The following is a 12,719-nucleotide window of genomic DNA, read 5'->3' as shown; positions in this document are numbered from 1 at the left end:
ATCAACTCCCTTAGCAACGAGTTCATTCCGCTTGTAGACAAATTCAGCAAACAGATTGGGAGGAATTTTTTTAGGCGTTTAGCGAACTGTATGGCGATTTTCGATAGAATGCACAATGTAGAGGTTTTTTCGCACAGTTTACGCCACTTTAAGTATTTAGATAATCAACCTCATAGAAAAATACTAGCCTTTTATCCTCCTGCTAGATTTAATTACGAATTACGTTAGAGAGTCCTCGTATCCTTACAGAGAAGCAAGCTACACAGAACTTCTGTCTGCGACACCCTGCGCGAAGGTAGAAAGCGTCATTATGAATTACTTTAAAATCCCAGGCTAGGAACCAACTGGATTCGCCCAGCATCCATCTCTGCCATTAATAATTCTAAGGCTTCGTAATCAACATCAGAAATATAACCTAGTTCTGTCAGTTCTGAGTTAATTTCATTCTCTATCTCAGGAGTTAGTTTTTTAATGTCAAGAGCTTTTTCTACCAATTTACGAATAGCGTACTGAGTTCTCATAAGTAATAACCCAACTGTAATATGATACTAATCATCCCAGATCAGCCTCAGTATAAAGAGTGATCCAAATACTAATTTACCAGTGATATATATCACAGTTTAGTTAGTTAGATAGATAATTCACTATGACTTCGCTGTATGCCATCAGCAACGCTAGAGTGTAAGATTTAACCTACCGTTAAGACTTAGCTAAATTAGCTTTAGTTATAGACTAAGCAAGATTTATCAGCATAGTTACTGATAATTTGTCTGCTCTATGGCCGTCTATAGTTGATTGTTTTTGAACTGAGATAAAAAAAAAGTATAGATAAACACATTTTAACTTGGAATTATAACAATCTTTAAACAGACATACAAAAGTAATAAAGATTCAGCAAAGAGAGCTAAGACGTATGGTCGATGCAACAAAATAGAGTTTATGTTCAAATAATCCTTAGTTTGACGCTTCAAAATTCTTAATAGGATGTAACTATGCAGGCAGTGCTTAACTATCCCAAGATTGTAGTTATTCGCCCCCAAGGGTGTTTAAATGCTGCAAACGCCTTGGAATTTGAACGAGATATGACCACAGCGTTGGCGCAAAATGGTATTTCCATCTTGGTAGTAGACCTCGCAGCAGTAGAATCCTTAGATAGTGCGGGGTTGATGGCATTGTTATCTACACACAAACTGGCTCTTACTTTAGGAAGAAGTTGCCAACTTCGCGCTGTTGCTCCACAAATTAGAATGATTTTTGAACTGACGCAACTTGATAGGGTATTTGAAATATTAGACGCTGAAGCCGAATTGGCCCAAACATAACTTTATGTAAAAGCACAAAGTTCAACCAATAAGCGGACTTTATGTAAAGGAGTTGTAAGTTGCAACGATAAAATCTGTTAGAAGACCTAATTCAATGCTAATGTTGGGGTTGGGTAGCTGTAATTAAGGTAGCTAGAAGATAGCACAGTGGTTGTTGCAGTTGAAAAATTAATAACATCGGATATTTTAAAACCAGCCCGTTACCTGGGTAACGAGCTGTTAGCAGTACACAAAGATTGGGATACGACAGCAATACGTTGGGTTTTAACCTACCCAGAAGTATATGAAGTCGGTGCATCTAATTTAGGGCACATTATCCTTTATAACATCTTGAATGCCCAACCGCGTCAATTGTGCGATCGCGCCTACCTCCCAGGAAAAGACCTGGCAGCCAAACTACGCGAAACTAATACGCCATTGTTTGCGGTAGAGTCAAAGCGATCGTTGACAGAATTCGACATTTTAGGCTTTAGCCTCAGTTACGAACTGGGTGCAACTAATATCCTCGAAATGTTGGATTTAGCTGGAATTCCCTTGACGTGGCGAGAGAGGCAGCAAAGCAGAGGAGCAGAGGGGCAGCGAGGCAGGGATACCGATACCCAGTCATCCTTGCCGTTGATTTTCGCTGGTGGGCAAACAGCGACATCAAATCCTGAGCCTTATGCTGACTTCTTCGACTTTATCGCCCTTGGAGATGGAGAAGAACTGCTGCCAGAAATTGGTTTGGTTTTAGAAGAAGGCAAACAAGCAGGATTGAGTCGGGAACATCTGTTACTGGATTTGGCTCAGATACCAGGCGTATATGTCCCTCAGTTTTACGACATGGCAAAGGATGGCTCAGTTCACCCTCGTCGCCCAGACGTGCCAAAACGAATTCTGCGAAGGGTTGCAACTCCCATACCAGCATATTCCATTGGGTTAGTTCCTTATGTAGAAACGGTGCATGACCGCTTAACCATTGAGATTCGGCGTGGCTGCACTCGTGGCTGTCGCTTCTGTCAACCAGGAATGCTGACTCGACCAGCACGGGATGTAGAACCCGATAAGGTTGTAGAAGCAATTGAACAGGGTATGCGGGCAACTGGTTACAATGAGTTTTCCCTACTATCTCTGAGTTGTTCTGATTATTTGTCCCTACCAGCAGTGGGGATGGAAATCAAAAATCGCTTAAAAAATGAAAACATTTCTCTGACTCTACCAAGCCAACGGGTAGACAGATTTGATGAGAATATTGCCAACATCCTGGGAGGTACGCGCCAAGGTGGACTGACTTTTGCTCCAGAAGCTGGTACTCAGCGGATGCGAGACATCGTAAATAAGGGTTTAACAAATGAAGAATTGTTGCGGGGAGTAAAAACCGCTTGGGAGCAAGGCTGGGATAAAATCAAGTTGTATTTTATGATTGGCTTGCCGGGTGAAACCGATGCTGACGTTGTAGGCATTGCGGAAACAGTAAGCTGGCTACAGCGAGAATGTCGAGGTAAGGGTAGAAAACCCCTAAACTTTAACCTGACAATTTCTAACTTTACGCCCAAACCCCATACACCATTCCAGTGGCACTCAGTTTCTACCTCTGAATTTAAGCGAAAACAAAATCTGTTGCGGCAAGAATTCCGCCGAATCAAGGCAGTGAAGGTAAATTTTACCGATGTCCGCATTTCGGCAATGGAAGATTTTGTGGGACGAGGCGATCGCAATTTGAGCAAAGTAGTCCGTCTTGCGTGGGAATTGGGTGCAGGTATGGATTCCTGGTATGAAAATTTAGATCGAGCTTTTAGCGCTTGGGGATCTGCGATCGCCCAAGCCGATTTAGATTGGAAATACCGCCAAGTAGAAAATGGCGAATGGAATTTGTTTCACGCAGAGGCACAGAAGAGCAAAGAAGCAGAGGAGAACACCCCACTCATAACTCAGCACTCCCTCGATATTCCCCTACCTTGGGATCATATTGATACCGGGATTGATAAAAAGTGGCTCCAAGAAGACTTGCAACGCGCTCTAGAAGCTGCAATTGTACCCGACTGTTCTTTTGAAGGTTGTTCTCATTGTGGCGTCTGTGGCACCGACTTTGGGCATAATATCGTCATAGAATCACCTGCTATCCCAAAATTTGCAGGCGAGTTTGTCCCCAACACAACTAAGGCGCAAAAACTGCGAGTTTGGTTTGGCAAACAAGGTAATATGGCTTTGATGAGCCATCTAGATTTAATCCGTCTGTTTGACCGAGTTGTGCGGCGATCCGGCTTACCAATTGCTTTTACTGGTGGGTTTCACCCAATGCCACGCATTTCTCTAGCAACTGCTTTGGCTCTAGGGGCTACTAGTAGCGGTGAAATTGCAGATTTTGAGTTAACTGTGCCAGTGGAAGTTGATACTTTCTTCAGAAAGTTGGCTCGTGAAATGCCCACAGACATACCTATATATAATGTGGAGCAGATAGATTTAAAAGCTAGTGCCGCTACCCAACTGCTAGAGTCAGCAGAGTATTTGATTACTGTTGTAGCACTAGCAGAAACAACACCCATACAATGGCAAAACTGGATTGATAAAATCAAAGCAAAAGAGGAACTTTGGTACGAGCAAATAACTAAATCAGGTAAAAGCCAGTTAATAAATCTGCGCGATCGCTTGTTTGAACTGGAATTAATAGAAACTCACAATAACATTGCAGAATCTATGTCATCCGTGATCCGTTATCTAGGTAGCTATCGCCAAGACGGTTTGCTGTTGCGTCCCGAACAAATCCTGTTTATGCTAGAGACAGTGGCTGGTATAGAATTTCAACTCCTGCACATCCACCGCAATCGGCTAATTTTAGGGGTATAATCCCTGTAGGGCAACTTGCTAGTAGTTGTCCTAAGATGTCAGCTCACAGGAATTGATTTTTAGCAAGGTTGCGTTAGAATAGGGTGAAGAGAAATTTTCTGGCGCTGCATTGAATTAGCTGGTTCACTACCCTGGTATTCAGGGGGCGAAAGCAAAGATATTAGAGTGCAACTTCTAGGATTTTATCCTAGACAAACAAAAAGCAGATTAAAGAATGCACACTCTCTCTATAGCTACCTTGTGAATCAGTAACTAACAGCAGGCTCGGTTAGCTTCTCTAAATCCATGCTTTTTAAACAACTGCTGAATGTCTAATCCACGTAATGCCCAAGAGCTAGTGCATTACTTTTTTAGAGTTAAAGCAACTGCTGTCGGTTATGCCGACTTGTAGATGTTCACCAGAGGCGCAAAGCGCGGCTTGTCTGAGGCTAGAGCGGCTCAAGACAGGGTAGCAACTGGCGCTGCTAAGTATAACCCTAAGATAAATCCGGGGAATGGAAAATAGAAATAGTTTCTTTTTCTTCACAAATTCAGTAGGTTACTCTCAAATGAAATGTCCTGAGTTAAAATGCTCACTCAGGATTTAAAAGTTTCAACTCAGAACTCTCAAGATTTGAGGGTATTGCACCACAAATCAACCACGAACGGTTGATTTAATTGCTTAAACGATATGCAGCCTTTCTAGAATAATCAGCCGTGGAAATGCTCTTAAGAGCGCCAATAGCTATTTAACTTAGAAGCTCAGATTTGCGATTTTTATTATCAGTAGCGCCTTTTGAGGGTTGTGAGGGCAGCAAAAGTATAATATCAAACCGGAAAAACACTGCTAATTAGAACTGACGCCCAGACGCGGGGAGTTTTGAATTACAAGTAATCACCCGGACTTGATACAACAAACCTCAAACCTATAAGTGCTGCCAATTTTTGAGGAAATTGAATGCCAAAACAAATTATCATCGCGGAGCAGCACCAAATTGCTGCGGTTTTTTCTGAAGATCAAATACAGGAAATTGTTGTTGCTACGGGTCATCATCAAATAGGTGATATCTATTTAGGAGTAGTAGAAAACGTATTACCTGGGATAGATGCGGCTTTTGTGAATATTGGCGATCCAGAGCGCAACGGTTTTATTCACGTCACCGACTTGGGTCCATTGAAGCTCAAGCGTACCGCAGCAGCAATTACAGAATTACTTGCACCACAGCAGAAAGTTTTAGTGCAAGTAATGAAAGAGCCAACAGGGACAAAAGGGCCCAGACTCACGGGTAATATTACCTTACCCGGACGCTACGTAGTACTGATGCCTTATGGTCGGGGCGTCAATTTATCTCGACGGATTAAAAGTGAAAGTGAGCGCAACCGCTTGCGAGCGCTGGCGATTTTAGTCAAGCCGGCGGGAATGGGTTTGCTCGTGCGTACAGAAGCCGAAGGCAAGCCCGAAGAAGCAATCATGGAAGATTTGGAGTTGCTGCAAAAGCAATGGGAGGCTATTCAGCAAGAAGCCCATTCCACCCGTGCGCCAGCACTGCTCAACCGAGATGATGACTTTATCCAGCGTGTATTGCGGGATATGTACGGCGCGGATGTCAATCGGATTGTCGTGGATTCTAGTACTGGTTTGAAGCGCGTCAAACAGTACTTGCAGAATTGGAGTGGCGGTCAAACACCGCAGGGATTGTTGATTGACCATCATCGCGATCGCTCCCCAATTTTAGAGTACTTCCGCATCACTGCCGCCATTAGAGAAGCCCTAAAACCAAGAGTAGACCTGCCTTCTGGAGGCTACATCATCATTGAGCCGACAGAGGCATTAACCGTCATCGATGTTAACTCAGGTTCCTTCACGCGATCAGCAACAGCTAGAGAAACAGTTTTGTGGACAAACTGCGAAGCTGCAACAGAAATTGCTCGTCAGTTGCGTTTGCGGAATATCGCCGGAGTAATCGTCGTTGATTTTATCGATATGGAATCGCGACGTGACCAATTGCAAGTTCTCGAACACTTTAATAAAGCACTCAAAGCAGACAAAGCTCGTCCTCAAATTGCCCAACTCACCGAACTAGGTTTAGTAGAATTGACCCGCAAACGTCAGGGTCAAAATATTTACGAATTGTTTGGTGAAACTTGTCCCACCTGTGGCGGTTTAGGACATACTGTGCGTCTGCCTGGAGAAATCGAAAACCGATTGCCAATACCGGCAGAGACACCAGAGCGTGAACGTTTTGTATCCTTGCCTCACCGAGAACCACGTCAGCCATCTGCCCGCATCCCGGAATCACGAGAAAACTATGATGGATTTGGGGAAGCATTTGACGGCGACTCGGAATTGAGCAACCTAAATTTGATCAATCATCCTAGTTATCAAGAACTTAATGATAAGCGTCGTACCCGCACTCGCCGCAGTCGAATTGGTGTCAATGGGTTAAACGGGAAAGATGAAGCTCGGATCGTTCCTAATCCCCTGGCTTTTGTTAACGAGCCAGACTTAGACCTTGATGTGGAACCAGAACTAGGAGTTGCACCAGAGATTCCCTCACCCACCCTTGGTAAACCAGGTTGGAGTGAAAGAGTAGAGCGGACTAAAATCATCAAGGCAGAACCAGTTAAACCAGTGGTAGAACCACCGGAGATTAGAACTGTAGAAATGAGCCTCCAAGAACAGGATATGTTTGCTTTGATGGGAATATCCCCCTTAGTGAAGTTAGAGCAAGAGGTTAAAAATACCAAGTCTGTGATTATTAATGTGATTCAGCCTGGTCAACTACCAACGACTCCAACCGAATCAACCTCAGAATCAAATATTGTCCAAAAAGCAACACCTGAAATAACCGCTATTGTCCAAAAAGCAATACCTGAAATAACTGCTATTCCGCAAAAAGCAATACCTGAAATAACTGCAAACAAAATACCGACACCAAAAGTTATTGAGCCAGAACAAAAATCTTTGATCGAAGAGACAACTGAACCATCATTGACTGTGAATCCTTCGGGACGCTTGTCTGCGAAAGCCGCCGCTACCAACGAGATCGCGGATGAAAGTGAAGCCAGTAGCAGCGCCACAGCCAGCCGTCGCCGCCGCCGTCGTTCTTCAGCGATCGAGGATAATTAATTTGCTTTATGGTAGAAACATCGCCAACACCTTTGGAACAATCCACTTGGCTGGAGTTTTCTACTACCTTGTCAGAGATTGGGGGGTTGGTTGCAGGTGTGGATGAAGTAGGGCGAGGTGCTCTATTTGGCCCTGTGGTGGCGGTAGCAGTGATCCTACCCGCTCATGCTTTGCCAATACTGATAGCAGCTAAAATTAAAGACAGTAAAAAGTTGTCTCATTTTCGGAGAACTCAGCTAGCGCAGCAAATTTGTGAGCTGGCTATAGACTGGAAAATTGGGTTTGCTTCTACTGCCGAAATTGACAAGATAAATATTTTGCAAGCAACGTTGTTAGCAATGAAGCGGGCTGTGCTGAAGTTAAAGGTACAGCCTGCACTCTGCTTAATTGACGGCAATCAGTCAATCAAAAACTTGCTACTGCCGCAACAAACAATAGTCAAAGGAGATGAGCGATCGCTCGCTATTGCCTCTGCTAGTATTGTCGCTAAGGTTTGGCGTGACGATCTGGTAATGCGTCTAGCATTAAAATACCCTATGTACAACCTGGAATGTAACAAGGGTTATGGTAGCCAGCGTCATTTGCTGGCTTTGCAACAATACGGGCCCTCGCCTCTGCATCGTCAGTCTTTTCGTCCTTGCCAAATCAAAGGTCTGAGTGTTGAGTGATTGAATAAGAATACAGAATACAGAATACAGAATTTAGAATTCAGAATCAATTAGTTTAGTAGGGGATAAGCTGTGGGAAGCAAGCTACAGACCTTCTACTAATTACAGAGTTCAATTCTGTAGCTTGCTTCCCTGAAAGAGTATTCTGGCTCCTGACTCCTGAATTCTGTTTGTTAACAAATTACTCAGCATTCAAGATTGGTAATTCAGTAGTATCACTGTCAAGTCCTCTATCTTTAGTTTGTGATACCACCCAGTAGCGATAATCCGCCAAAAGTTGATTTAATAACCGTTGCTTGACTGACAACAGTACGCTTTTGAGCAAACCATTACCAGTAGCTTCTAAAATCGGCTTCGGAGTAAAAGAAAATGGCGGTGGGAAATCCACCAACACTTCTAAATCAGCTTTTCCTTGCAGGCGAGTGCCAGTGCTAAACTCTTTGGGAGACAAATAGCCTTTTAAATTGAGAGCAAAGCGCTGGTTAATATACTCGAAACCCACGATTTCACAGCCTAGCGATCGCAAATAAATTATTCCATTTGATTCTGCCCAGACTCTCATATCCACAGTAGGTTGAATACTTAGTGACATAAAAGTTAGCGGACGCATTTTCAAACGAAACACTTCCTCAGAAAGTTGCTGAATCCGGCTATTGTCAACCAAAGCCTTAACCAGACGCTGAGGCTGACGTAAGTAGTGCTGAATGGGAATAGGCTGCTCTGGAACAGCGATTTCAACCGATTGCGAGGCAGTAAACCGGGTAGCCATGAGCGGATAAAAATATCTGTTTCTTAATTTTAATATTTTTTAACAACTTAGTTCTGATTATTAGAAAAGTACAAAATTTATTAGCTCTAAAATGATTGTTGCCGATCATCTCTACATTATTAGCAAAAAATTGGTGCGCTCTTTGCTATCTTTAGTTCAATAAATATAGATTATGATTTAAAAATTTACATAAAAACAAAAATATGAATCTTTCTTTAGGCAGAAACTAGTATAATTTCTCTGAAATGTTCAGAGCAATTTAGCAAAAAACCTGCCAGGAAATCTCTTCGATCAAAGACTGATTTCCATAACTTATTTTTTTGATACATATTTCAGTCTTTTCGTTGAGTGTGTAAATTTTACACATAACAGTGTCTAGTAGGAGTAGATATTTGGATATATTTGCTAAGACCAAAATATCATACCTCTGTTTACCGATTAAACTCGTAACTCAAGGCTAAAGGAATGACTCTATTGATCGCACATTTAGGGCCTCCTGGCACTTACACAGAACAAGCAGCTGTTCTTTATGTCAACTGGTTGACTAAAAGTACGGGAGTTGAAGCTATGTTAAGTCCTTATCCCACCATCTCCCAGTCACTACACGCTGTTGCTGATGGTCAAGCCCACCTGGCTGTTGTGCCAGCAGAAAATTCTATTGAAGGGAGTGTTACAACAACACTGGATACACTTTGGCAGTTAGACAGTTTGCGAATTCAGTTGGCTTTGATATTACCCATTGTCCATACGTTAATTTCTTGCGCGTCTAGCTTAGATAAAATTAAAACTGTTTACTCTCACCCCCAAGCTTTGGCACAATGTCAGGGATGGTTAGAGCGGTTTCTCCCGACTGTAGAGATTATTCCTAGTAATTCTACAACCGAAGCACTACAGCGATTAGAGCAAGAGACAACAATGGCAGCGATCGCTTCTAGTAGAGCAGCTCAACTCTACAACCTACCCATACTTGCTAGTGGCATCAACGACAATCCAGAAAACTTTACTCGTTTTTGGGTAGTAAGTCAGGGTGAAGCGGAAGCTGCATATCAGGCATCAACAACACGCGCTAGTCATACATCCCTGGCTTTTAGTATGCCTGCCAACACACCCGGAGCATTGCTCAAACCTTTGCAAATATTTGCTCAATTAGGGATTAACCTCAGCCGGATTGAATCTCGTCCGACGAAGCGATCGCTAGGTGAATACTTGTTTTTCATGGATTTAGAAGCGGATGCCAAAGATGCACAAATGCAATCTGCTTTAGCAGAATTAACCATCCACACAGAGATTTTAAAAATTCTTGGCGCTTACAATGTTTTGCCAATCAGCACTGTTACTTGAGAAGTTAAAAGTTATTACTTGGGAATTAGGAGTTATCAGTTAGGGACTATAAATTATAAGTTATCAATCTTTTATTTTTTGTTATTTCTTCCTAACTCCTAACTGCTATACAGACGCGATTAATCGCGTCTCTAATCCTCACTTTTCACTAAATGTGTCTTTTAGAACAGCGCGAGCTGCTAAGTGATTCCGAGTAGAAGTTAAAATTTCTGCTTCCCGCTCTAGACGAGTTACAGTATCTTGCATTTCGAGCAATAATTGTTGCTCTGCGGCGACACCGTAAAGGTTACTGGCTACCCAATAAGATAACTCTGTAGGTAGATCGGGCAAATCTTCTGGCAATTCGATATTTTGTTCGGTTAATTTGGCTGACAGACGCACAACATCTCGCAATAGTTGTTCTACTTCAGTTGATAAAGGTCGTAAATCTTTAGTTGGTGGTTGATCTTCAATCCACTCAACTAAGCCAACACGGTATGGCTTTTCACGAACATACTCTAATACACGAAATCTTTGCTGCCCTAAAGTCATCATCTTGATGCGATCATCTGGCAGCCGTTGGTGATGAATGATTTCGGCACAGCAGCCAGTGTTTGCGATTGTACCTTTGACTGGATCGAACATCAAAACCCCGAACCTGCGATCACTCTCCAGAATCGTGTTCATCATGATTCGGTAGCGAAATTCAAAGATATGCAGGGGTAATGGCCTGGTAGGAAACAGAACTACTTCGGGTAACGGGAACAGAGGTAGTTCGCGAACTGCAATTTTAGAAGATGATGTCATTGTTACTTTGGTATAAACTTAATCTTTAAAATTTCTTTTTCTCTGCTTTTCCCGTACTTTATCTACATTCTATCATTTGTTTCCTAGCTAAATAAAAGCCCTGAGATATATTTCTTCAGGGCTATGTAAACATTCATACTAGTGTCATTTGTCTGAGTACTAATGACTAATTAAAGTTTGACTTCGATATCTACACCCGATGGTAGATCCAATTTCATCAGGGCATCAATAGTCTTAGAAGAGGGCTGGTAAATGTCAATAATCCGGCGATGAGTACGGGTTTCAAAGTGTTCCCGTGAATCTTTATCTACGTGAGGCGATCGCAGCACACAATAAATCCGGCGTTTTGTGGGTAAAGGAATTGGGCCTATGGCTGTAGCGTTGGTGCGGTTAGCTGTGTCTACAATCTTCTCGCAAGATGTATCTAATAAGCGCCTGTCAAAGGCTTGTAAGCGAATTCTAATCTTCTGCTGCTGTAGAGTTGCCATCTTTAATTTTCCAGGTTCTGCGTAATTAGGGGAGTATTTACAGGTTAAAGGTTACAGGGTAAAGGTTACAGAAAACTATTACCTGTCCTCTGTAACCTATTACCTTATTTATAGAGGGAATAGAAAGGAGCAGAGAGGAATTGTACCATCTCTGCTCCTTTGTTTTGAGCGAAAAGGTGCTACTTCAGAATTTTAGAGACGACACCAGCACCGATGGTGCGACCACCTTCGCGGATAGCGAAGCGCATTCCTTGTTCAATCGCGATCGCGTTGATCAATTCTACTGTCATCTTGATGCGATCGCCTGGCATCACCATTTCTACTTCTTTGCCTTCATCAGAAGTGTAGGCTTTGATAGTACCAGTTACATCGGTTGTCCGTACATAGAACTGGGGACGGTAGCCTGCGAAAAATGGAGTCTTACGACCACCTTCTTTTTCAGTTAGGACGTACACTTCACCTTCAAATTCCAGGTGAGGCTTAATTGAACCTGGTTTAGCAATTACCATACCCCGTTCAATATCAGCCTTTTGAATACCCCGCAGTAGTACGCCAGCGTTATCTCCAGCCATACCTTGTTCCAGACTCTTCTTGAACATTTCAATACCAGTTACGGTAGTGGCGCGAGTATCTCTGATACCCACTAGTTCAACGTTATCACCAACTTTGACAACACCCCGTTCAATCCGACCGGTAGCAACAGTACCACGACCTGTGATTGAGAATACGTCTTCTACAGCCATCAGGAAGGGCTTATCAACATCGCGCTCAGGAGTGGGGATAAAGGAATCCACAGCGTCCATCAATTCGTAGATTTTATCTACCCAAGGATTTTCACCTTTTTTGGTCTTAGGATTCTTGGTCATTGCTTCGAGAGCTTGCAGACCAGAGCCTTTGATAATTGGGATATCATCGCCAGGGAAGTCATAGCTGCTTAACAGTTCTCTGAGTTCTAGTTCTACTAGTTCCAAGAGTTCTGGGTCATCCATCAAGTCTTCTTTGTTCAAGAATACAACCAGACTGGGAACACCCACCTGTTTTGCTAACAGAATATGTTCGCGGGTTTGGGGCATAGGGCCATCGGTAGCAGCTACTACGAGGATACCTCCATCCATTTGAGCAGCGCCGGTGATCATGTTCTTCACATAGTCAGCGTGTCCAGGACAGTCTACGTGAGCATAGTGCCGACTTTCGGTTTCATACTCAACGTGAGCGGTATTGATGGTAATACCGCGTGCTTTTTCTTCTGGCGCGTTATCGATTTGATCGTAGCCTTTAGCTGTAGCTTGGCCAAGAGCTGCCAAAGTCAAGGTAATGGCTGCTGTTAACGTGGTTTTGCCGTGGTCAACGTGGCCAATAGTACCGATGTTTATGTGGGGTTTATTTCTTTCAAACTTTGCGCGTGCCATG

The 12,719-nt window shown here is 43.0% G+C and carries 10 protein-coding genes; 5 read left to right on the top strand and 5 right to left on the bottom strand.

What is annotated here, in order from left to right; genetic code table 11:
- Nucleotides 1-320: 320 nt before the first annotated feature.
- Nucleotides 321-521, bottom strand: a complete 201-nt coding sequence (locus RMX98_RS14785) for a hypothetical protein (RefSeq protein ID WP_094349495.1) — start codon at nucleotides 519-521, stop codon at nucleotides 321-323.
- A gap of 471 nt (nucleotides 522-992) precedes the next feature.
- On the opposite strand from RMX98_RS14785, the gene RMX98_RS14780 reads away from it, so the two are divergent.
- The 4 genes from RMX98_RS14780 (at nucleotide 993) to RMX98_RS14765 (ending at nucleotide 7,925) form a co-directional block, all read left to right on the top strand.
- On the top strand, nucleotides 993-1,322 hold the full coding sequence (locus RMX98_RS14780; RefSeq protein WP_322681108.1) for an STAS domain-containing protein: 330 nt from the start codon (nucleotides 993-995) through the stop codon (nucleotides 1,320-1,322).
- Nucleotides 1,323-1,469: 147 nt separating this feature from the next.
- Complete coding sequence (locus tag RMX98_RS14775; RefSeq protein ID WP_322681107.1) at nucleotides 1,470-4,148, top strand: TIGR03960 family B12-binding radical SAM protein; 2,679 nt, start codon at nucleotides 1,470-1,472, stop codon at nucleotides 4,146-4,148.
- Between the two features lie 937 nt (nucleotides 4,149-5,085).
- Nucleotides 5,086-7,257 carry an Rne/Rng family ribonuclease gene (locus tag RMX98_RS14770; protein ID WP_322681106.1) on the top strand — a complete coding sequence of 724 codons (2,172 nt, stop codon included), beginning with the start codon at nucleotides 5,086-5,088 and terminating at the stop codon, nucleotides 7,255-7,257.
- A gap of 8 nt (nucleotides 7,258-7,265) precedes the next feature.
- Nucleotides 7,266-7,925 carry a ribonuclease HII gene (locus tag RMX98_RS14765; RefSeq protein WP_322681105.1) on the top strand — a complete coding sequence of 220 codons (660 nt, stop codon included), beginning with the start codon at nucleotides 7,266-7,268 and terminating at the stop codon, nucleotides 7,923-7,925.
- A gap of 181 nt (nucleotides 7,926-8,106) precedes the next feature.
- Here the strand turns inward: RMX98_RS14765 and RMX98_RS14760 are convergent, their stop codons facing one another.
- A complete protein-coding gene (locus RMX98_RS14760) occupies nucleotides 8,107-8,694 on the bottom strand; it encodes a DUF1997 domain-containing protein (protein WP_322681104.1) in 588 nt (195 codons plus the stop codon).
- Nucleotides 8,695-9,159: 465 nt separating this feature from the next.
- On the opposite strand from RMX98_RS14760, the gene pheA reads away from it, so the two are divergent.
- Nucleotides 9,160-10,035 (top strand): prephenate dehydratase, encoded by an 876-nt coding sequence (pheA, locus tag RMX98_RS14755; RefSeq protein ID WP_322681103.1) that lies wholly within the window; start codon nucleotides 9,160-9,162, stop codon nucleotides 10,033-10,035.
- A 138-nt stretch (nucleotides 10,036-10,173) separates the two neighbouring features.
- Here the strand turns inward: pheA and RMX98_RS14750 are convergent, their stop codons facing one another.
- The 3 genes from RMX98_RS14750 to tuf form a co-directional block, all read right to left on the bottom strand.
- Nucleotides 10,174-10,821 carry an LON peptidase substrate-binding domain-containing protein gene (locus RMX98_RS14750; protein WP_094349488.1) on the bottom strand — a complete coding sequence of 216 codons (648 nt, stop codon included), beginning with the start codon at nucleotides 10,819-10,821 and terminating at the stop codon, nucleotides 10,174-10,176.
- A 170-nt stretch (nucleotides 10,822-10,991) separates the two neighbouring features.
- Complete coding sequence (gene rpsJ / locus RMX98_RS14745) at nucleotides 10,992-11,309, bottom strand: 30S ribosomal protein S10 (RefSeq protein WP_008232935.1); 318 nt, start codon at nucleotides 11,307-11,309, stop codon at nucleotides 10,992-10,994.
- A 179-nt stretch (nucleotides 11,310-11,488) separates the two neighbouring features.
- Entirely contained in the window at nucleotides 11,489-12,718 is a 1,230-nt protein-coding gene (gene tuf, locus RMX98_RS14740) for an elongation factor Tu (protein WP_322681102.1), read from the bottom strand.
- Nucleotide 12,719 lies beyond the last annotated feature (1 nt).

The sequence above is a fragment of the Nostoc sp. DedQUE02 genome (genome assembly GCF_034531035.1).
Taxonomy (GTDB): Bacteria; Cyanobacteriota; Cyanobacteriia; order Cyanobacteriales; family Nostocaceae; genus Nostoc.
This window is presented reverse-complemented; position numbering and strand designations above follow the sequence as displayed.